A 20,731-nucleotide genomic window follows, 5' to 3' on the forward strand; every position below is an offset into this window, starting at 1 on the left:
CGTGCCGACAGCCCAGCGCATGGACAGCCATTCCGCCGTGATCCCGCCACGATCACCCTTCCTCGTGCTTCGATGTCCTCATGTCCTTTGTGGCTGATCCGCGAGTGGATGCGTACATCGAGACCCTGCCGCCCTGGCAGCAGGCCGTCTGCCGCCAGGTGCGCGAGCTCGTGCACGAGGCGGATCCGGAGGTCACCGAAACCGTCAAACGGCGGGTGCGGCCGTACTTCGTGCTCGACGGGAACATCTGCGCACTGCTCGGCACCAAGCAGGCCGTCGACATCTTCCTCTACGACGGGGCGAGGGTTCCCGATCCCGAGGGCATCATCACCGGCGGCCACGACAACAAGACCGCCCGGATGATCGCGGTGCACGAGGGCGAAACTCTCAACGCGCCAGCGCTTCTCGCCATGTTCCGGCAGATCGTCGCCGACAATCGCGCGGGCGGCTGGCGAAAACTGCAGCGCGAGGGCTCGCAACCGTAGCGACGGCACGAGTGTGCCGTGGTAACAATGTTCCCCACGGGTACGGGTTCCGGGGAGCCGATCCGTGTGCTCCGAACCGGCCCCGGGTCTAGGGGATGTTTTGAGCACACAGCCGCCGACCTTTTCGCCCAACGGGTATCAGCCCGCTTCCGGGCAGTCCTACGGGCAGCCGAGCTACGCCGGGCAGCAGCCTTATGCGGGACAGCAGCCGGAGGGCCAACTGGGTTACGCGCCAGCGGGTTACGGGCCCGGCCGTGGACTCCCGTATCCGCAGCAGCAACCCGCGGCGCAGCCGTCCGTCTCGCAGCAGCAGTTTCTGCGGCAGTTCGGGCAGCGGGGGCGGCAGTTTCCCCCGCCGCCGACCGGCAGGGACCGGTGGAAGTTGGTGGGGCTGGCCGTACTTGTCGTGGTGCTCGCACTGGGTGCGGTCGTCGCGATCGTGGCCGGTAGCGCCGACGGCGAGAAGAGCCGGGCGAGCCCGTCCACCACACCGGCGGCCGTCCCCCTGGCACCGCCCGTGACCACGGTCGCGCCCACGACCACCGTCGCACTCCCGGCGGGGCCGACCGCGGCCGACCTCATGCCGCTCGTGCTGGCCGACTCCGATGTGCCGTTCTCCTGGCAGGAGGCCACCGATAAGGAGACCGACGACGACGGCATCACCGACGCCGACAAGGTCTCCGGTGAAACGCCGGAATGCACTGCGGCGCTGCGGCAATACGTGACCCCCTCGGCGGAGAAGGCGCTGGCGAAGGTGAAGACCGTCTTCGCCCGCACCGGCCCGCACGGCGGCCCCTCGGTGAAGACCGTGGCGGAGGCGGATTCGCTCACGAAGGCGACCACGGACTTCGCGGCGGAGATGTCCACCTACGACAGGTGCCCGACCGTCATCTACGACGGCACCCGCATCACCTACACCCCGATCTCCGGACTGCCCGTGGTCGGTGACGAGATCCTCGGCTACAAGGTCGTCGCGATCACGCCGGGCGGCGGGCAGGCCAAGGGGCTCGAGTATGTCGCCCGCTCCGGCGGCAAGGCATGGACGTTCGAGTACAACGCCAATGTCAACGACTACGTCGACAGCGAGGCGAACCTGCTCTACACCAAGGCGCTGGCGAAGTGGACCGCCGGCATCAAGTAGCCGAAATCGACTGCGGCCCCGTCATCCCGGCATGCTTTCGGGATGACGGAGAACTCCGTCAGACGTAGCGGCGCAGGCGGCGAGCCGCGAATTCGCGGAAGTACGCGACCTTTTCGTCCGGAACGATGGACGGAAGCAGGAAGTACCAGGCGCGTTCCATGCGGGTGGCCATCTGGTCGATGGACTCGGTGCTGACCGCGACCATATGGACGCCGGTCGTCATCTCCTGCAGCAGTAGGCCGATGGTCTCCGGATCCAGTTCCGGCTCCAGATCGCCCTGTGCGATGGCACGTTCGGCGAGCAGACGATGCGTCTCGCCCCACGTCTTGGCGATATTGTCGCCGCCCGCACCGCGATAGTCGCCGATCTGGTGGGTGAGCTTCAGCATCGCACCGACCATGGCGTCGTTCATGGTCAGATCGGCCACCACATAGGTGATTCCGATGCACGCCTCCAGCGCAGGCACCCGCGGATCGAAGAATCCCTGGCAGGCGCTGATCAGTCGCTCGTTGCCCTGATCGACCACCGCGCGCGCCAGCTCTTCCTTCGAGCCGAAGTGAAAGTACAAGGCGCCCTTGGTTACATTCGACTGCGCGATGATCTCGCTCAGGCTCGCGTTCGCATAGCCAAGTCGCAGAAAGACATCGGCAGCGCCCGCGAGCACGGAATCGCGAGTGATCTCCGCACGCGCTTGCCTAGCCATCAGATCCGCCTGTCATCAAACCAGCCATTCCTGAAGTAGACCGACATCCCGAAGTTGACCGACATCACAGTTCGAACACCACTCGAAGGATGGGTGAACCGTACCACCCGGCTGCCGGATGCCAGTCGATTCGAGCATTCAACCCGTCCTCCTTCGCAATTCGCTAGTTAACTGTCCAGTTCCACCCCTATACGACCAATATTTCAGACCGTAAGGTCTCAGACTCCTTTGCCGCTGGGCCATTCCGACGCCAGCTTGGGTTCCGCCTCCAGATGCGTGAGCCCGTTCCAGCACAGGTTCACCAGGTGCGCGGCGACCACTTCCTTGGACGGCTGACGCTCGTCCAGCCACCAGGTGGCCGCCGTCGCAACCATGCCCACCAGCGCTTGTGCGTACAGCGTCGCCAAACTCGTATCGAACCCGCGGCGCTCGAAATCCCCGGCGAGGATGTGCGCCACCTGATTCACCGCCTCGTTCAGCAGACTGGAGTAGGTACCCACCGCCGCGGACACCGGTTGGTCGCGCATCAGGATGCGGAACCCGTCCGTGCGCTCCTCCATATAGGTGAGCAACGCCAGCGCCACCTGCTCGAGACGCACCCGCGAACGGTTCTGCGCGAGCGATGCGGTGATCATCTCCAGCAGTGCGGACATCTCCCGATCGACCACAACGGCGTACAAACCCTCCTTGCCGCCGAAGTGTTCGTACACCACGGGTTTCGAGACCTGCGCCCGCTGCGCGATCTCCTCCACCGAGGTGGCGTCGTATCCGCGCTCCGCGAAAAGGGTGCGACCGATCTCGATGAGCTGCTGCCGCCGTTGGGTTCCCGTCATACGCGGACGCGACACCCGGCTGCCATCACCCGAAGTCATCGCTCCCGCCTTCCCCTGTATGCCGTACAACCGTCCTGTAACTCTTTCAGACCGGAGACCCACTGTGCTCGAGCGCCCCGCCGACACACGAGGTTCGATCACGTCCGGTTCACGGCATCCGCCAATGTGAAATGGAGAGGTGCAACATCAAGTTCCGGCATTCACTTGCAAAAATCGCGGAATGGCCACCCCATGTGCGAGTATCTACACGCGCATGCCATAACCAGCAGAGCGGCGTACCGTACGGTCCGCCGGGTTGCAATCCGCCGTAGTGTAATGGCAGCACCACTGATTTTGGTTCAGTTAGTTCAGGTTCGAGTCCTGGCGGCGGAGCTCGCGAACGGGGTCACTATGGTTGGCCCCGCACATCGCTGACGCAGCACAACTGTGGCCCAGCGCAACCAAAGAACTCAGCACGATGACGCGCAGCCGAGGGAGATCCATGCCACAGCAGACCGCCGTCGTCGTTCTCGCCGCCGGAGCCGGAACCCGAATGCGGTCCAAGACCCCCAAGGTGTTGCACCCACTTGCCGGCCGCAGCATGCTCGCTCACGCGTTGCATGCGGCGAACGAGATCGACCCAGCGTTCCTCATCACGGTGGTTGGCCACGACCGCGAACAGGTCGGTGCGGCCGTCGGCAAGGTCGCCGCCGACCTCGGCCGGGACATCACCCTGGCGGTCCAGGAGGAACAGCTCGGCACCGGGCACGCGGTGCAGTGCGCACTCACCGCCGTGCCCGAAGATTTCGACGGGGACCTATTGGTCACCTCCGCGGATGTGCCTCTGCTGGACGGGCATACGGTCTCCGCACTGCTCGACGAGCACCGCAGCTATCCGGAGCGATCCGCGGTCACGGTGCTGACCTTCGAGCCCGATGATCCGAACGGCTACGGCCGCATCATCCGCGATACGCACAATCACGTGCTCGAGATCGTCGAGCACGCCGACGCGACTCCGCTGCAGGCCGGCATCACCGAGGTCAACTCCGGTGTGTACGTCTTCGACGCGGCCGTGCTGCGAATCATGATCTCCCAGTTGACCACTGCCAACGCCCAGCACGAGCTGTACCTCACCGATGTGCTGAAGCTGGCCCGCGAGGCCGGGCATCCGGTGCACGGTGCGCGCCTGGTCGATTCCGCCAAGGTCACCGGCGTCAACGATCGGGTGCAGCTGGCCGGTGCGGCCGCCACGCTCAATCGCTACATCCTGGAGCGGCACATGCGCGCCGGGGTCACCATCATGGATCCGGGCACCACCTGGATCGACGGCGAGGTGCGCATCGGCCGCGACGCGATCATCCGGCCGGGCGTACAACTGTTGGGCGGCACCGTGATCGGCGAGGACGCCGAGGTCGGCCCGGACTGCACGCTCACCGATGTGCTGGTCGGCGACGGCGCCCACGTGGTGCGCACGCACGGCGAGCGGGCCACCATCGGACCCGGCTCCACCATCGGACCGTTCAGTTATCTGCGCCCGGGCACCGTGGTCGGCGACTCCGGCAAGCTCGGGGCGTTCGTCGAGACCAAGAACGCGAATATCGGCGCGCACTCCAAGGTCCCGCACCTCACCTACGTGGGTGACGCCACCATCGGCGAGCACAGCAATATTGGCGCGTCGAGTGTTTTCGTCAACTACGACGGCGTGAAGAAGCACCACACCGTAGTCGGTTCGCATGTGCGCACGGGCAGCGACACCATGTTCGTCGCCCCGCTCACCGTGGGTGACGGGGTGTATACGGCAGCAGGTACTGTACTGCGCAGAAACGTTCCGCCAGGTGCGCTTGCGGTGTCGGGCGGAGCGCAACGAAATCTCGAGGGCTGGGTGCAGCGCAATCGCCCCGGTACCGATGCCGCCCTGGCGGCCGAGGCTGCCATCGCGGCAAGTGAGAAAGCGGCCCTGGAGGCCGATGAGATATCCGACGAGCAAAAGGATGGCGAACGTCCGTGACCGCGTTCTCTACCGAAAACCACAAGAATCTGATGCTGTTCTCGGGACGCGCTCATCCTGAGCTCGCCGAGGCGGTGGCCAAGGAACTCAATGTCCATGTGACCCCGCAGACCGCGCGCGACTTCGCGAACGGCGAGACCTTCGTCCGGTTCGAGGAATCGGTCCGCGGCTCCGATGCCTTCGTGCTGCAGAGCTTCCCGGCCCCGCTGAACCAGTGGGTCATGGAGCACCTCATCATGATCGACGCACTCAAGCGCGGTTCGGCCAAGCGCATCACCTCGGTGCTGCCCTTCTACCCGTACGCCCGCCAGGACAAGAAGCACCGCGGTCGTGAGCCCATCTCGGCTCGCCTGATCGCGGATCTGCTCAAGACCGCGGGTGTCGATCGCATCATTACCGTCGATCTGCACACCGATCAGATCCAGGGCTTCTTCGACGGCCCGGTCGACCACATGCACGCACAGGTGCAGCTGGCCGAGCACATTCGCAATAACTACGCGCTCGACAATATCGCCGTGGTCTCGCCGGATGCCGGTCGTGTGAAGGTCGCCGAGAAGTGGGCCAACTCGCTGTCGGACGCGCCGCTGGCGTTCATCCACAAGACGCGGGATCCGCTGGTGGCCAACCAGGTTGTGGCCAATCGCGTGGTCGGTGAGGTCGAGGGTCGCACCTGCATCCTGATCGACGACATGATCGACACCGGTGGCACCATCGCCGGCGCCGTCAAGGTGCTCAAGGAGGCGGGCGCGGGCGATGTGGTCATCGCCGCCACCCACGGCATCCTCAGCGCCCCGGCCGCCGAGCGGCTGGCGAACTGCGGCGCCAAGGAAGTGGTGGTCACCAATACGCTGCCGATCGACGAGGCCAAGAAGTTCCCGTCGCTGACCGTGCTGTCGATCGCGCCGCTGCTGGCGCAGACCATTCGCGAGGTCTTCGAAAACGGTTCGGTCACCGGCCTTTTCAACGGCAACGCATAGCACTTCGACGCTTGCGCAACGCGCCCCTTCCGATTCGGGAGGGGCGCGTTCGTATATATGGGTGGCGCAATGGGTGCCCCCTCCCCGGCGCAGCGGTAGCGTTGACTCGAAGTCACGCGGGTTTGCTAAAGGTGCGCTGAAGCGCGGAGAGGTGTGGTTTCCGTATGGACGACCGGCGCAACGATGATGAAGACCAGCTCATCGACGAGGTGCTCGACACCGATGACGTCGAGGATCTCGACTACGACATGGGCGACGACGATCAGGCCGACGAGGTCCGCGAATACGAGCGGGCCATTGCCGACCCACCGGAGGACCTCATCATCCGCAACCGCGAGAACGACGACACCGGGCGCCTGGGCATCGGAGAGGAACTCGACCAGGAGTGGACCCGCCGCCGGCAGCGTGATGAATACAAGGCGGAGGACGACCGGCCCGCCGAAGTCGCCGCCATGGAAATCGTCGACGAACCCCGGGACTGACACGTTCCGCCGCGGACCGGTGCGTGTTTACGCATCGGCCCGCCATTGTGATACCCATGGGGACGGTCCGACACCACCCATCGAGAAGGGCGCGACATGAGCACGCCGCCGAACGAACCGCACGCCGGCGCCGACCCGGGCGACATGTTCAAGAAGAAGCCCGAGGGCACTTCCGGACAGGACGCCGCGGCAGCCGAGCAGCCGCAGGATCCGGCGGCCACCGAGTACAACCCCGGCGCCTGGGGGCAGGACGCCGCGACCACCCGGTACAACCCCGGCGCGCCCGCGCAGGATGCGCCGCCGATCACCCAGTACCACCCGGGCACAGCGGGTTCGGACGTGCCGCCGATGCAGTATCCGCCCGCGCAGGCCTATCCGCAGGGCGATGCCTACCCGGCCGGCGGGGTGCCCGGCTATCCGCCGATGGGCGGGCAGCCGCAAGGTGGTTATCCGACCGGTGACCAGGGCGGATACCCCGGTGGGCAGCCGCCTTACGGCCAGCAGCCCTATCCGCAGCAGCAGTACGGTCAGCAGCAGCCCTATGGCCAGCAGCCCTATGCGCAGCAGCCGTACGGCCAGCCCTACGGTCAGCCCGGATATCCGCCGATGGGATACGCACAGCCGGCGAGCACCAACGGTCTGGCCATCGGCGGGCTCATCACCTCGCTGGTCGGCTTCGTCACCTGCGGTATCGGCTCGGTCATCGGGATCATCCTGGGTGTGGTGGCGCTGAACCAGATCAAGCAGTCCGGGCAGCAGGGACGCGGTATGGCGCTGGCGGCCATCTGGGTCGGCGTCGGCGTGATCGTGCTCTACATCCTCTACTTCCTGATCATGGTCGTGGCCGTCGGCACATCATCGTCGTAGGAGCGCAACAGCAGTGCCACAGTTCACCGGATTCCCCCTGACCGGCCTCGACTTCTACGAAGATCTCGAGGCCGACAACTCCAAGGCGTTCTGGACCGCGCACAAGCGGGTCTGGGAGACCTCGGTCCGAGATCCCATGCAGGCCTTGATGTCCGAGCTGGAGCCCGACTTCGGGCCCGCCAAGATGTTCCGGCCGTATCGGGATGTCAGGTTCTCGAAAGACAAGACCCCCTACAAGAATCATCAGGGCGCGGTGGTGCACACCTCGGCCGGTGCCGGGTTCTATGTGCAGATCGGCGCGGCCGGACTGTTCATCGCCGTGGGGCTCTACGGACCGACGCCCGCGCAACTCGCCCAGTTGCGCACCGCCATCGACAACGAGGTGCGCGGGACCGAGTTGGAGAACCTGCTGGCCGGGCTGACCGCCGCCGGATACACCCTGGGCGGCGACCGGCTGGTCACACGGCCCAAGGGTTATCCGGCCGACCATCCGCGCATCGAACTGCTCCGGCACAAATCCCTCACCCTCAGTAGGGATTTCGGCGCACCGGCGTGGCTGGAGAAGCCGCGCGCGGCCGTGGAGATCCGCAAGGCGTGGGAAGAACTGCGGCCCGCAGCCGAGTGGCTTGCCGCCGTAACCGGTTGAGCGACTGTCAGTCCGGAGCAGATCTGCGCAGCGGCCGCCGCAGCGTGCGGCTGCTCAGCGCCAGGGTCATGAGAGCGGCGGCCGCGACCACGCCGATGGTCTCCAGGCGAGCGGTGGTATTGCGGTCGCAGTGAATGTGGAAATCGGGTGCGGTGCAACCGGGTTCGAAGCAGAGCTGGGAACCGGTCCATTCGTGGCGCGGGCTGATGACGGTGCCGCAGTCGACACTGCCGGCGGGGTGCGGTAGCGGCAGGAACAGCAGTGCCACCGCCCCGGTCAGCAGGAGCAGGCCGCCCAGAAACCACAGGCGGTCCCGGCTCCAGCCCAGCAATGGCGGCAGCACGATACAGAAGGCCGCGACGCCAAGGACGAGGCCGAAAATCTCCCACGGCTTCACTGGTTTCTGATCCTATGACGCGACTACCGCCGCTATTGCCGGAATTGACTGTTTATTGAGGTATCACAGCCTGACGTATCACAGCTGGAATATCGCGGCCCCGGACATCACTGTTAGCGGCGCTCTGCCAGCCAGAGGGCGAAGCGCTCCTGCGGGTCGGTCCACCTGCGCTCGGTCGCGAAACCCGCTGCGGCGAGCTCGTTCTCGAGACCGTCACGGCGGAACTTCGCGGAGATCTCGGTGCGCAATTGCTCACCGGCCGCGAAATCCACCGACAGATCCAGATCCGCGATGGTGACGGACACGGCCTCGGTGGCCTCCAGGCGCATTTCGATCCACTCGTTCTCGGCATCCCAGAGCGCCACATGCGCGAACTTCTCCGGGACGAAATCCGCGCCGAGGCGGGCGTTGAGCACATGCAGCACATTGCGATTGAATTCCGCGGTGACTCCGGCGGCATCGTCGTAGGCGGGCACCAGCACCGCCGGATCGATGACCAGACCGGCGCCGAGCAGCAGCTGCTCGCCCGGCTCCAGCACATCGTGCACATCGGCCAGGAACTGCGCGCGTTCCGCCGGAACCAGATTGCCGATGGTGCCGCCGAGGAAGGCGATCATGCGGCGGCCGCCGCGCGGCAGATTGTCCAGCGTGGCGGTGAAATCGCTGACCACCCCGTGCACGCTCAGGCCCGGGAACTCGGTGGCCACCTCGTTCGCCGAAGCGCTCAGTGCGGCCACCGACACATCCTGCGGCACATAGGTTTTCAGCGGCCCCTCGGCCGTGAGCGCCTCCAGCAGCAGCCGGGTCTTGGCGGCCGATCCGGCGCCGAGCTCCACCAGCACCTCGGCCTGGGCGATCTTGGCGATCTCCCCGACCACCTGCTCCAGCAGCGCGCGTTCGGTCCGCGTCGGGTAGTACTCGGGCAGCTGCGTGATCTGCTCGAACAGTTCACTGCCCCGCGCGTCGTAAAACCACTTGGGCGGCAACCATTTCGGTTCCGCCGTCAGCCCGCGGCGCACATCCGATCGCAAACCCGCGGTCAGATCGTCGTCGGTCAAATGGATCTCCAGCGTCGCCGAAGTCATCGAGAAGTCCTTCCATGTTCGAAATCCAGCGGTTTCACCGTCAGCCGCCCCGGCCGCACCACCACCAATTGCCGATCATCGATCGACTGCCAGCGCGGATCATCGTCGTACGGCTCCGAGGCGACCACCGCGAAGTCATCGGCCACCAGCACCGACAGCGCGTGCTGCCAGGTGGTGGCCCACACCGTTTCCCCGTCCCCCAGCAAAAGGTTCAACCGCGCCCGCGGCGAGCGCTCGAACACCGCCCGCACCACCGCGGTCAGCGCATCCTCCGGCCCGGTGAACGAGCCGGACGAGGGCGGCCCGTTCTCCAGCAGACCGCGCAGGATCACCCAGAGCAGGGCCGAGTCCGTGAGCGACTCGGCCTCCAGCAGGTCGCGTGAATCCAATTGGGCGGCAACGGCGGTGAGGGCGAATCGCCAGTCCGGGATCGCGCCGTTATGGCTGAAAGCCCAGCGGCCGTGGGTGAACGGCGCGCACGCCGCCTGCTCCACCGGCAGGCCCACCGTGGCGGAACGGACTGCGGCAAGGACCGCCGACGAATGCAGTTGCGGCAGCACCTCGTCCACCGCGGGATCGGTCCAGATCGGGGCCGCATTGCGGTAGCGCGACGCGACGGGGTGCGCGGCGGCGGGGGCGGGAATCCACCAGGCGACGCCGAAGCCGTCGGCATTGATGGTGCCGCCGCCGCGCATATCGCGCGGGGCCCAGGATTGGGTGCGGAGGGAGTGCGGACCGCGAGTGAGGATGTCTCCCACGGGAACCGGCGGGCCCAGGTAGGCGAGGTGGCGGCACATCAGAGGTCCTCCGGGCGGAGGTCTCTGGCCAGGCGGAAGCCGGCGAAGATCTGGCGGCGGATGGGGTGGTCCCAATTGCGGAAGGTGGCACGGCAGGCGACATCGTCCGCGCCGAAGGAACCGCCGCGCAGGACTCGATAGTCGCCGCCGAAGAAGACCTCGGAGTATTCCCGGTAGGGGAAGGGCCGGAAGCCCGGGTAGGGCGTGAAACCCGAGGAGGTCCACTCCCAGACATCGCCGATCAGCTGGTGCACACCCTGCGGTGACGCACCCGCCGGATACGCGCCCGCATCCGCCGGTTCCAGGTGCCGCTGACCGAGATTCGCGGTATCGGCGGCCGGATCGGCATCACCCCAGGGGTAGCGGCGGGAGCGGCCGGTGGCCGGATCGAAGCGGGCCGCCTTCTCCCATTCCGCCTCGGTCGGCAGGCGTTTGCCCGCCCAGGTGGCGTAGGCCTCGGCCTCGAACCAGCAGACGTGCACCACCGGCTGATGCGGGCGAACGGGCTGCATGACACCGAAAACCCGGCGCCACCAACGGCCGCCGCCGTCCCGCTCCCAGAATTGCGGGCAGATCAGACCGGCCTCGCGGCGGTGCGCCCAGCCCGCTTCGGACCAGAGCTCGGGACGGTCGTAGCCGCCGTCCGCCATGAATTCGAGGTACTGCTCATTGGTGACGGGAGCGGTATCGATGGCGAAGGCGGGCACCTCGACGGGGTGTGCGGGGCGCTCATTGTCCAGCGCCCACGGATCGCCGTCGGTGCCCATGGTGAATTCGCCTGCGGCAATGACGACTTCGCCGCGCACGGGGGTGCTCACCACCGGAGCGGCGGGCGCCGACAGCACCGCTTCGCCCTGCCGCAACTGATGGGTCGCGAGCATGGTTTCGTCATGCTGCTGCTCGTGCTGCGCGATCATGCCGAAGGCGAAACCGTCCGCCACCAGCGCATCACCGCGTAAGGGGCTGTGCTCCAGCACATCCCACACCTTGCCCCGCACCTGACCGACGTACCGCTTGGCCTGCGCCGGATTCAGCAGCGGCAGCGCGGGCCGATTCGCGCGTGCGTGTTTGAACGCGTCGTACAGCTCGTCGATATCGGCGCGCACGGCCTCGCGGCCGCCCACGTCCCGCACCAGCCAGAGTTCTTCCTGATTGCCGATATGCGCGAGATCCCACACCAGCGGGCTCATGATCCGCGAATGCTGCGCCACCAGTTCGGCCTCGTCCAGGCAATCGGTGAGCCCGGCCGTACGCCGCCGCGCCCGCTCCAGCACCTGCGCGATCCGCTCCCGCAGCCGATCCGTCTCGGCCCGGTCAGTACCCGATAGCTGAACAGTCATGAGAGAACTCCGAATTCGAGAAGTCGAGCAGGCGGTGGCTTTCCGCGAAACCGGCGGCAGGCTGCGAACTCATGCGCCACCCCCGGATTCGAGAAAGGCCGTGGGCGCGTGTCCCTCGCGGCAACGCGCCGCGGCGGCGGCCAATTCCGCTGCGGCAACCGGGGTTGCGGCATGCGCGGTGGCAAGCTCCAGGAGAGCCACTGCGGCCGTGCGGATTTCGGGATCGGCCAGTCCGTAGCGAGCGGCCTCGGACCAGCGGCCGGCCGTCGAACCCGCCAGCGCCGTCGCCTCCGCCACCACGGCGGGCGCGGAGACCAGGGCGTCGATGGCATGCACCGGGACCGTCCAGGTATTGCCCGGCTGGGCGTCCAGGTAGCGGACCTCCAGATGCCCCGAGGCGCGGACCGGCGGAAAGACCGTCGTCAGGTGATAGTCGAGATCGTCGCGAGTGGGCCGGCGGCCGATCTCTTCGTCGAGGGCGCCGCACAGCCAGTCCGCGAAGGTGGCGCCGGGCGGAGCCGTCCAGTCCACCACCCCCGCGCTTTCGGGTCGTACGCACAGCAGTGGCACATCGAGCGCCCAGCGGGCGTAACCGGTGATCGGGTCGGACCAGTCGTGCACGGGTGGCCGGGTGCGCAGATGGTCCAATCGGAGCCAGGTACGCATGCGCTGGGAGGCCCAGGTGCCGGGGGGCGCGCCACTGAGGTCCGGGGAGCAGGCGAAAGCGGCCAGCAGGGCCGGGCCGATGGCATAGAGGGCGGTCCAGCGGGCCGCGATATCGGCGGCATCCACCCCGGCATCCACGCTCACCTGGGCAGCGGCGGTATTGCACATCATCAGCGCACCGAACGGGCCGATACCGGCGAACGAGGATTCCATGGCGCGATAGCGCGGCAGTTGGAGCAGGCGCTGCGGGCTGCGCACCGGATCGGCGGAAGCGGAGATGATGTGGATATCGCGGGTATCGAGCAGCTCCCGTAGGCGGCCGGTATCGGCCAGCAGGCGCTCACACAATTCGGCGGCGGTGCCGAACGGGGCGCTGGAGAGTTCGATCTGACCGCCGGGCTCGAGGGTGACCCGGCTGCCTCCCGGCAGCGGATCGGCCGGGGAATCAGGAGAAATGGACTGTGGCGCATAGGATCCCAGCGCGTCTGCCAGCACAGTCAGCTGCGGACGCGGGGCGGACGCCGACGGCTCTCCCTGCGCGGTAAGCCACTCGAGTTCGGCGCCGATGAGCATCGGCGGGCCCTGTTTGAAACAGACTTTTCCGATGTACGCCTCGGCCGCGGCCCGAGTGGAGAACTCATTTCCCGGCGCCAGTTCGGCGCGGCCCGTCTGCACGGCGCCGGGCTGAACCGCACGCCCGGCAACTCGCGGCAAATCGGTGCGGGACGTCGTAACCACCATGCCAACCTCCGCTCGCCCGATCCGGCACCGCCCGATGCGCAGGGCGATCAGACCAGAGTAGCGATGAATACCGACAACAAATCTGACGAAATGGAGAACACACCAACCGATATGGTCGTTCCCATGGTGAACATCGCCCGGTTACGCGCCGATACCCCCGGTTGCGAAGGTCAAATTTTTCTCGACAGCGCAGGCTCCTCACTGCCTCCGCGGATCGTCGTGGAGACCGCCATCGCGCATCTGCGGCGGGAGGCCGAGATCGGTGGCTATCGCGCCGCCAACGAGCGGCTCGACGATCTGCACGCCGTGAAGACCTCGATCGGGCAACTGCTCAATGCCGATGCGAGCTCCATCGCGCTCAGCGACAGCGCCAGCCGATCGTGGAGTGATTTCTTCTACTCGGTGCCACTGCGGCCCGGCGACCGGATTCTCATCTCGGGCGCCGACTACGCCAGCAATGCCATCGCCGCCCTGCAGCGCGCCCGGCAGACGGGGGCCGTCGTCGAGACGATTCCCAGCGACAGCAGCGGGCAACTCGATCTGGACGCGCTGGAATCCATGGTCGACGAACGGGTGAAACTCGTCTCGCTGGTACATGTTCCGACCAACGGCGGCCTGGTGAATCCGGTCGCCGAGGCCGCGCAGATCGCCCGGCGCGCGGGAGCGCTGGTATTGCTCGACGCCTGCCAGTCGGCGGGTCAGCTGCCCCTGGATGTCACGGAGCTCGGCGTGGACGCGCTGTCCGCGACCGGTCGCAAATGGCTGCGCGGGGCACGCGGCACCGGCTTCCTCTACGTGCGTCCCGAACTGGCCGCGACCACGGAACCCGGCCGCCTCGATCTGCACAGCGCGGTATGGACCGGGCCCGCCGAATACACCCTCGCCCCGGCCGCCGAGCGCTTCGAATTCTGGGAGTGCGATGTCGCCGGACGCCTCGGGCTGGGCGCGGCCGTGCGCTATCTGCTCGACGCCGGGCCCGCCGAGATCTACGCGGCGATCGCCGAGCGCGCGGAGTACCTGCGCAAACTGCTGCAGGCGATCCCCCGCGTCACCGTGCGCGACCGCGGCACCCAGCACGCGGGCATCGTCTCCTTCACCGTGGACGGTGTCGGCACCGCCGAGGTCCGCAATCGCCTCGCCGCCGAATCCATCATCGTGACGGTCAGCCAGGCCTCCTCCACGCTGCTGGATATGACCGCCCGCGAGCTCGACTCGGTGGTGCGCGCCTCACCCCACGCCTTCGTCAGCTTCGACGATCTCGATCGCTTCGCCGACGTCGTGACCGCACTTCACTGAGCAACATCGCGAAACGGTTAACAGGGCGGCGCGGCGGCGGGATAGTTGAGGTGTTGGCCAGCGTTTGAGGAGTCGATCGTGAGCCGCTTCACCGACGAAATGTATGCGACGGCGCGAACATCCGGGCACGGGCTGGTGACCGGGGAGCCGGACTCGCCACTGCGGCAGACGTGGGGCGAGATCCACACGATCGCCCGGCAGATGGCCGGCGGGCTGGCGGACGCCGGCATCGGGCACGGGGATGCGGTGGGCGTGCTCGCCGGAATGCCGGTGGATATCGCGCCCGCCTGCCAGGCCGTGTGGATGCGCGGCGCCTCGATCACCATGCTGCATCAGCCCACGCCGCGGACCGATCTGCTCATGTGGGCGCACGACACCGAAACCGTGCTGCGCATGATCGACGCGCAGGCCGTGGTGCTGGGCGCGCCCTTCGAGGCGGCGGCCCCGCTGCTGGCCGAGCGCGGTATCGCGGTGGTGACCATCGATCAGATGCGCGGCGGGCGCGATATCGCACCGCTGCCGACCGGCGAGGCCGATATCGCCCTGCAGCAGTTGACATCCGGGTCCACGGGATCGCCGAAGGCGGTGCGGATCACGCACGGCAATTTCTTCGTCAATGCCTACGCCATGTTCGATCGGGTGAAGTTCCAGCTCGACGACGATGTGATGATCAGCTGGCTGCCGCTCTTCCACGATATGGGCATGATCGGATTTCTGAGCGTGCCGATGCACCTCGGCGCGGAAGTGGTGTGCGTGACGCCGCTGGACTTCCTCGTGCGGCCGATCCTGTGGGCCGAACTCATTTCGAAGTATCGCGGAACCGTCACGGCCGCACCGAATTTCGCGTACTCGCTACTCGCCCGCAGGCTCCGCAACGCCGAGGAGGGCGCCCTCGATCTGAGCAGCGTCCGGTACATGTGGAACGGTGCGGAACCGGTCGACGCCGACACCATGGAGGCGCTCGCCGACGCCGGAAAACGCTTCGGGCTCAACCCGATGGCGCTCACGCCTGTCTACGGTATGGCCGAAACGACTCTGGCCGTGTCCATTCCGGATCCGGGGCTCGGGCAGATACTCGATGTGGTCGATGCCGATCTGCTCGAGGCGCTCGGCAAGGCGGTGCCGGTCAAGAATCCCGATCACCATCACGGCGCGGTGCGCCGCCTGCCCACGCTCGGCTATCTGGTCGACAATCTCGAGGGCCGGATCGTCGACGCCGACCGGCATCCGCTCCCGGTGCGCAGTGTCGGCGTGATCGAATTACGCGGCCCCGCAGTAACTTCCGGCTATGTGACGGTCGAGGGCTTCCGGCCCACGCTGGATGCCGAGGGCTGGCTCGACACCGGCGATATCGGCTACTTCACCGACGCCGGACTGGTGGTGGTGTGCGGCCGCATCAAGGACGTCATCATCATGGGCGGCCGCAATATCTACCCCACCGATATCGAGCGAGCCGCCTTGCGCATCAAGGGAGTTCGCCCCGGCAATGCTGTGGCCGTGCGCTTGGACGCGGGGCAGAAACGCGAAAGCTTCGCGGTCGTGGTGGAGAGCAACGACTTCCAGAACCCCGACGAGGTGCGGCGCATCGAACACGACATCGTCCACACCGTGTTCTCCGAGGTGGGTTTCCGCCCCCGCAGCGTCACCATCCTCGGCCCGGGCGCCCTGCCCAAGACCTCCTCGGGCAAACTCCGCCGATCAGCGACCCAGGCCACTCTCGGCTGAAAACGAACGAACCCCCGTCCGGAAATCCGAACGGGGGCACGATGTTTGCCTGTCAGTGCAGTTGGTTCTGCGCCGTCTCCAGACCGACTCGGAGCAGTAGCTCGACCGCGTCCGCGGCCTGCTCGACGATCACCGGAACCTCTTTGCGCTCCGGTGCGGAGAAGGGCTTCAGCACATAGTCGGCGGGGTCCTGGCGGCCGGGCGGACGCCCGATGCCGAACCGAACCCGCAGGTAATCCTTGGTGGTCAGCGCCTGCGACATGGAGCGCAGGCCATTGTGCCCACCCTCGCCGCCGCCCTGCTTCAACCGGATCACGCCGAACGGCAGATCCAACTCGTCGTGCACGGCGATCACCTCGGTCGGCGGGACCGAGAAGAATTTCGCCAGTGCGGCGACCGGGCGGCCGGACAGGTTCATGAAGCTGCGCGGCTTGGCGATCAGTACCTTGCGCCCGTCCAGGCGCGCCTCCAGCAGATCCGCACCGGACTTCTTGTGCACGGTGAAACGGCCGCCGACGCGCTCCGCGAGCACATCGGCGACCATGAAACCGACATTGTGCCGGGTGCGCTCGTATTCGGGTCCGGGGTTACCCAGTCCGACCACGAGCACGGGCCCGGCCGTTGCCTCGGTCATTGAAAACCGTTAGCAGGCAGTATTACTCGGCGGCTTCGGCGGTGCCGTTGGCCTCGGCGGCGGCATCCTCGGACTCCTGCGCGGAGGCCGGGGCGGCGATGATGTTGACGATCAGCGCCTCCGGGTCACCGGCAAGGGTGACGCCCGCGGGCAGCGTGATGTCGCCGGCGTTGATCTGGGTGCCGGCCTCGACGCCCTCGATGGAGACGTCGATGAATTCCGGCAGGCTCATGGCGTCGGCCTCGACGGACAGCACGGTGACGTCCGAGGTGACCAGGGTGGCCGAGGCGGCCTCGCCGACCAGGTTCACGCGGACATCGACGACGACGCGCTCGCCACGACGGACGATCAGCAGGTCGGCGTGCTCGATGTAGCGGCGGATCGGGTGCACGACCACGGACTTGGTCATGGCCAGCGCCGGGGTGCCCGCGATGTCCAGGTTCAGGATGGCGTTGGTGCCGTGCTCACGCAGCACCGCGGCGAACGCGCGGGCGTTGATGGACAGGTGCTGCGGCTCTTCGTTGTGGCCGTACAGCACGGCGGGCACATTGCCGTCGCGGCGGGTACGACGCGCGGCACCCTTACCGAACTCGGTGCGTACGGTGGCTTCCAGAAGGTTGGCGTCGGACATGACTGTCTACTCCTACGGCTCGTCCGGGCTGATGTCAGCGTGCTCGCCAGGGGAAAGTGCCGCCCTGGCGCGATTGGTCTGCTAGTCATAGGCGAAGACCGAACAGGGGACGACCGGAGGCCGAGCCGCGTCGATCACGGTGGACATTTTGGGGTGTCGCACCCTCGCCGAGACAACCCGAAGACTCTAACACGCGGACCTAACCGCTTTACACAGCCCCCACCTCGAGCTATGCGGCTTCGGCATGTCTTTCGAATGTGGCTGCGTAGCAATCCACATACTGGCGGCCGGAGCGGCGAACCAGGTCGGCCATGAGTTCATCGGTCGCCTGCCGGACAGCGTACCGATCGGCCGGCGGGAAGTAGCGCGGGCGGCCGATCGAAATGCGCACCTTGGCCGGACGCAGGAAACGGCGATCACGCGGATTCACCCGATCGGTTCCGGACAGCACGACCGGCACCACGGGCGCGCCGGTCTGCATGGCCACGCGGATCACGCCGGTGCGGCCGCGATAGATGCGGCCGTCCGGGGATCGGGTGCCCTCCGGGTGGATTCCCCAGATGCCGCCCTGCTCCAGAATCCGCGCCGCCGCCGTGAGCGAATCGCCGCCGGCCTTGCCCGGGGTGCGATCCACCGCCACCTGACCGGTCGCGTTCATGACCCAGCGGTTCACCCGGCCGCGCCACCCGCCGGTGGTGAAGTACTCCTGCTTGGCGATGAAGGTGACCTTCCGGGGCAGCACCAGGCACAGGTACAGCGAATCCACCACGGCCAGATGGTTGGCCGCGATGATGACCGGCCCCTCCGCTGGAACATGTTGCAGCCCTTCCACTTTCGGTCGGCCGAGCAACCACAGCAGCGGGCCGACCAGCACATGCTTCAACAGCCAGTACGACATGACCTACCTCCCCGAAAAGATTCGTAGACACTGTCTACACCACGCGGGTAGACAGTGTCTATGACGAATCGCGGGTGATCTGTTGGAGGATGTGCGGCATGAGTGTCGTTGAGCCGCTGCGTGAGCGGTTGGTGAGCGCCGGCGTGGACATGCTGGAACAGGTCGGGGCCGAACAGCTCGGCTTGCGCGCCATCGCCCGGGAAGCGGGGGTGTCGCACGGCGCGCCCCGGCGCTGGTTTCCGACCCACAATGCCCTGCTCGCGGCCATCGCCGCCCGCGGATACGTCGATCTCGGCGCCAGACTCGAAGCGGCACAGGGCGATACACCCCGGGCACGCATCGAGAACAGCTGCCTGACCTACGTCGAATTCGCCGCTCGGCGCCCGGAGATGTTCGCGCTCATGTTCCGCCACGACCTGCTGGAGGGCGCCGGCGAGAACCTGCGGGCGACCATCACCCTCCCCATGTTCCGGCGCTGGCGCGACCTGGTCGCCACGGGTCTCGCCTCCGGCAGCGCCACGAGCGCGGACGAATTGGCCCTGGGCCTGTGGACCAACCTGCACGGCATCGCCTCGGTCGTGGCCAACCGCAGCATCGAAGCCATCGCCCCCGGCACCGACATCCCCCGCCTGGTAGCGCAGGCCATCGCCCGCCACCTCCCCGAATCCCGCTGACCCGACGGGCGCTCGGCGGGGAACCGGCTGGTCGGGCGCAGGAGGGCTTCGCGTAGCCTGGACAGGTTGCCTCGTCTGCTAAGGAGTCCCCCGTTGAGTTCCCCGACCGCCAGCGCGACCAACGCACCCAGTTCCGGGCGGTTGGCCGGCGAGGTAGCCCGGCGGCGCACCTTCGCGGTGATCTCCCATCCGGATGCCGGTAAGTCGACGCTGACCGAGGCGCTCGCACTGCATGCGAAGGTCATTTCCGAGGCCGGAGCCATTCACGGCAAGGCGGGACGCAAGTCGACCGTCTCCGACTGGATGGAGATGGAGAAGGCGCGCGGTATCTCCGTCAGCTCCACGGCGCTGCAGTTCGAGTACGGCGACTGCGTGATCAACCTCGTCGATACGCCGGGCCACTCCGACTTCTCGGAGGACACCTATCGGGTGCTGACCGCCGTCGACGCGGCCGTCATGCTCATCGATGCGGCCAAGGGCCTGGAACCGCAGACGCTCAAGCTCTTTCAGGTCGCGCGCGATCGCGGCATTCCGGTGATCACCGTCATCAACAAGTGGGACCGGCCGGGCCAGGCGCCCCTGGAACTGCTGGACGAGATCACCGATCGCATCGGCCTCACCCCCACCCCGCTGTTCCTGCCCGTCGGCATCGCCGGTGATTTCCGCGGTCTGCTGCGGCGCGGTCCGGAGGGCGCACCGGTCGAATACATCCACTTCACCCGTACCGCGGGCGGCGCGACCATCGCCCCCGAGGAGCACCTCACCCCCGAGCAGGCCGCCGAGCGCGAGGGCGCGGAGTGGGTGACCGCCGTCGAGGAGAGCGAACTGCTCTCCGCCGCCGGACAGGATCACGATGAGGAACTGTTCCTGGCCGGGCACACCTCACCGGTGATCTACGGGTCCGCCATGCTGAATTTCGGTGTGCGGCAGATACTCGAGACCCTCATCGAGATCGCCCCGCCGCCGCGCGCCCGCATCGATATCAACGAGAAGCCGCGCGAGACCTCCGATCCGTTCAGCGCCGTCATCTTCAAGGTGCAGGCCGGTATGGACACCGCGCACCGCGACCGGCTGGCGTTCATGCGCATCGTGTCCGGCGAATTCGAACGCGGCATGGTCGTGACGCACGCGCAGACCGGGCGCCCGTTCGCCACCAAGTACGCGCTCACCATTTTCGGCCGCGAGCGTTCCACCGTGGACACCGCGTACCCCGGTGATGTGGTGGGCCTGGTCAATGCGACCGCCCTGGCCCCCGGTCACACCCTGTACGCGGACAAGAAGGTGCAGTTCCCGCCGATCCCGTCCTTCGCCCCGGAGCACTTCGCCACCCTGCGCGCCCAGAGCGCCGGCAAGTACAAGCAGTTCCGCAAGGCCATCGACCAGCTCGACTCCGAGGGCGTAGTCCAGGTGCTGCGCAATGACATTCGCGGCGACGCCTCCCCCGTCCTCGCCGCCGTCGGCCCCATGCAGTTCGAGGTCGTCACCGCCCGCATGCTCGGCGAGTACAACGTCGAGACCAATCTCGACAACCTCCCGTACCAGCTGGCCCGGCGCACCGACGCCGAATCGGCCGTGGAACTGAGCCGCCAGCGCGGCGTGGAAGTCTTCACCCGCACCGACGGCGTCATGCTCGCCCTCTTCGGCGACAAGTGGAAACTGGCCTACGTCCAGAAGGAACACCCGGGCCTGACCCTGGAACCGCTCGTCGCCACCACCGACTGACCAG

General features: G+C 67.1%; 21 protein-coding genes and 1 tRNA gene. 12 read left to right on the forward strand and 10 right to left on the reverse strand.

Features of this window, described 5'->3' with window-relative positions; all coding sequences use genetic code 11:
• Nucleotides 1–80: 80 nt before the first annotated feature.
• Nucleotides 81–485 (forward strand): DUF1801 domain-containing protein, encoded by a 405-nt coding sequence (locus OG326_RS39065; RefSeq protein ID WP_327142122.1) that lies wholly within the window; start codon nt 81–83, stop codon nt 483–485.
• A 100-nt stretch (nt 486–585) separates the two neighbouring features.
• On the forward strand, nt 586–1,626 hold the full coding sequence (locus tag OG326_RS39070) for a hypothetical protein (protein WP_327142123.1): 1,041 nt from the start codon (nt 586–588) through the stop codon (nt 1,624–1,626).
• Between the two features lie 58 nt (nt 1,627–1,684).
• Here the strand turns inward: OG326_RS39070 and OG326_RS39075 are convergent, their stop codons facing one another.
• Nucleotides 1,685–2,329, reverse strand: a complete 645-nt coding sequence (locus tag OG326_RS39075) for a TetR/AcrR family transcriptional regulator (RefSeq protein WP_327142124.1) — start codon at nt 2,327–2,329, stop codon at nt 1,685–1,687.
• Nucleotides 2,330–2,547: 218 nt separating this feature from the next.
• Nucleotides 2,548–3,162, reverse strand: coding sequence for a TetR/AcrR family transcriptional regulator (locus tag OG326_RS39080; protein ID WP_327146729.1), 615 nt, complete (start codon nt 3,160–3,162; stop codon nt 2,548–2,550).
• A gap of 301 nt (nt 3,163–3,463) precedes the next feature.
• Between OG326_RS39080 and OG326_RS39085 the strand changes: the two genes are divergently transcribed.
• The 6 genes from OG326_RS39085 (at nt 3,464) to OG326_RS39110 (ending at nt 8,121) form a co-directional block, all read left to right on the forward strand.
• A tRNA-Gln gene (locus OG326_RS39085) sits at nt 3,464–3,534 on the forward strand.
• 109 nt (nt 3,535–3,643) lie between these two features.
• Nucleotides 3,644–5,149 carry a bifunctional UDP-N-acetylglucosamine diphosphorylase/glucosamine-1-phosphate N-acetyltransferase GlmU gene (gene glmU, locus OG326_RS39090; protein WP_327142125.1) on the forward strand — a complete coding sequence of 502 codons (1,506 nt, stop codon included), beginning with the start codon at nt 3,644–3,646 and terminating at the stop codon, nt 5,147–5,149.
• Nucleotides 5,146–6,126 carry a ribose-phosphate diphosphokinase gene (locus OG326_RS39095; protein WP_327142126.1) on the forward strand — a complete coding sequence of 327 codons (981 nt, stop codon included), beginning with the start codon at nt 5,146–5,148 and terminating at the stop codon, nt 6,124–6,126. The genes glmU and OG326_RS39095 overlap by 4 nt, the downstream gene beginning before the upstream one ends.
• A 164-nt stretch (nt 6,127–6,290) precedes the next feature.
• On the forward strand, nt 6,291–6,608 hold the full coding sequence (locus OG326_RS39100; protein ID WP_327142127.1) for a hypothetical protein: 318 nt from the start codon (nt 6,291–6,293) through the stop codon (nt 6,606–6,608).
• Nucleotides 6,609–6,704: 96 nt separating this feature from the next.
• Nucleotides 6,705–7,475, forward strand: coding sequence for a DUF4190 domain-containing protein (locus OG326_RS39105; protein WP_327142128.1), 771 nt, complete (start codon nt 6,705–6,707; stop codon nt 7,473–7,475).
• A gap of 13 nt (nt 7,476–7,488) precedes the next feature.
• On the forward strand, nt 7,489–8,121 hold the full coding sequence (locus tag OG326_RS39110; protein ID WP_327142129.1) for a DUF2461 domain-containing protein: 633 nt from the start codon (nt 7,489–7,491) through the stop codon (nt 8,119–8,121).
• 7 nt (nt 8,122–8,128) lie between these two features.
• Here the strand turns inward: OG326_RS39110 and OG326_RS39115 are convergent, their stop codons facing one another.
• The 5 genes from OG326_RS39115 to egtA all read right to left on the reverse strand — a co-directional run bounded on the left by OG326_RS39115 (nt 8,129) and on the right by egtA (nt 13,081).
• Nucleotides 8,129–8,518: a hypothetical protein gene (locus OG326_RS39115; protein ID WP_327142130.1), complete on the reverse strand. Its 390-nt coding sequence runs from the start codon at nt 8,516–8,518 to the stop codon at nt 8,129–8,131.
• 113 nt (nt 8,519–8,631) lie between these two features.
• The gene (egtD, locus tag OG326_RS39120; protein WP_327142131.1) at nt 8,632–9,603 is read right to left on the reverse strand and encodes an L-histidine N(alpha)-methyltransferase; all 972 of its coding nucleotides are present in this window, start codon (nt 9,601–9,603) and stop codon (nt 8,632–8,634) included.
• Nucleotides 9,600–10,400 carry an ergothioneine biosynthesis protein EgtC gene (gene egtC, locus OG326_RS39125; RefSeq protein ID WP_327142132.1) on the reverse strand — a complete coding sequence of 267 codons (801 nt, stop codon included), beginning with the start codon at nt 10,398–10,400 and terminating at the stop codon, nt 9,600–9,602. Before egtC ends, egtD begins: the two co-directional genes overlap by 4 nt.
• Nucleotides 10,400–11,740, reverse strand: a complete 1,341-nt coding sequence (egtB, locus tag OG326_RS39130) for an ergothioneine biosynthesis protein EgtB (RefSeq protein ID WP_327142133.1) — start codon at nt 11,738–11,740, stop codon at nt 10,400–10,402. Before egtB ends, egtC begins: the two co-directional genes overlap by 1 nt.
• A 69-nt stretch (nt 11,741–11,809) precedes the next feature.
• A complete protein-coding gene (gene egtA / locus OG326_RS39135) occupies nt 11,810–13,081 on the reverse strand; it encodes an ergothioneine biosynthesis glutamate--cysteine ligase EgtA (RefSeq protein WP_442791094.1) in 1,272 nt (423 codons plus the stop codon).
• 189 nt (nt 13,082–13,270) lie between these two features.
• Here egtA and OG326_RS39140 point away from each other — a divergent pair, with 189 nt between their 5' ends.
• Nucleotides 13,271–14,443: an aminotransferase class V-fold PLP-dependent enzyme gene (locus OG326_RS39140; protein ID WP_327146730.1), complete on the forward strand. Its 1,173-nt coding sequence runs from the start codon at nt 13,271–13,273 to the stop codon at nt 14,441–14,443.
• 78 nt (nt 14,444–14,521) lie between these two features.
• A complete protein-coding gene (locus tag OG326_RS39145) occupies nt 14,522–16,168 on the forward strand; it encodes a fatty acyl-AMP ligase (RefSeq protein ID WP_327142135.1) in 1,647 nt (548 codons plus the stop codon).
• Nucleotides 16,169–16,220: 52 nt separating this feature from the next.
• Here the strand turns inward: OG326_RS39145 and pth are convergent, their stop codons facing one another.
• The 3 genes from pth to OG326_RS39160 all read right to left on the reverse strand — a co-directional run bounded on the left by pth (nt 16,221) and on the right by OG326_RS39160 (nt 18,331).
• A complete protein-coding gene (gene pth / locus OG326_RS39150) occupies nt 16,221–16,802 on the reverse strand; it encodes an aminoacyl-tRNA hydrolase (RefSeq protein ID WP_327142136.1) in 582 nt (193 codons plus the stop codon).
• Nucleotides 16,803–16,824: 22 nt separating this feature from the next.
• The gene (locus OG326_RS39155; protein ID WP_327142137.1) at nt 16,825–17,433 is read right to left on the reverse strand and encodes a 50S ribosomal protein L25/general stress protein Ctc; all 609 of its coding nucleotides are present in this window, start codon (nt 17,431–17,433) and stop codon (nt 16,825–16,827) included.
• 229 nt (nt 17,434–17,662) lie between these two features.
• A complete protein-coding gene (locus tag OG326_RS39160) occupies nt 17,663–18,331 on the reverse strand; it encodes a lysophospholipid acyltransferase family protein (RefSeq protein ID WP_327142138.1) in 669 nt (222 codons plus the stop codon).
• A gap of 98 nt (nt 18,332–18,429) precedes the next feature.
• Here OG326_RS39160 and OG326_RS39165 point away from each other — a divergent pair, with 98 nt between their 5' ends.
• Together OG326_RS39165 and OG326_RS39170 are read left to right on the forward strand one after the other, a co-directional pair.
• On the forward strand, nt 18,430–19,005 hold the full coding sequence (locus OG326_RS39165; RefSeq protein WP_327142139.1) for a TetR/AcrR family transcriptional regulator: 576 nt from the start codon (nt 18,430–18,432) through the stop codon (nt 19,003–19,005).
• A gap of 93 nt (nt 19,006–19,098) precedes the next feature.
• On the forward strand, nt 19,099–20,727 hold the full coding sequence (locus tag OG326_RS39170) for a peptide chain release factor 3 (protein ID WP_442790881.1): 1,629 nt from the start codon (nt 19,099–19,101) through the stop codon (nt 20,725–20,727).
• Nucleotides 20,728–20,731 lie beyond the last annotated feature (4 nt).

Origin of the sequence: Nocardia sp. NBC_01327 (assembly GCF_035958815.1) — a bacterium.
In the GTDB taxonomy this organism is placed as follows: Bacteria; Actinomycetota; Actinomycetes; order Mycobacteriales; family Mycobacteriaceae; genus Nocardia.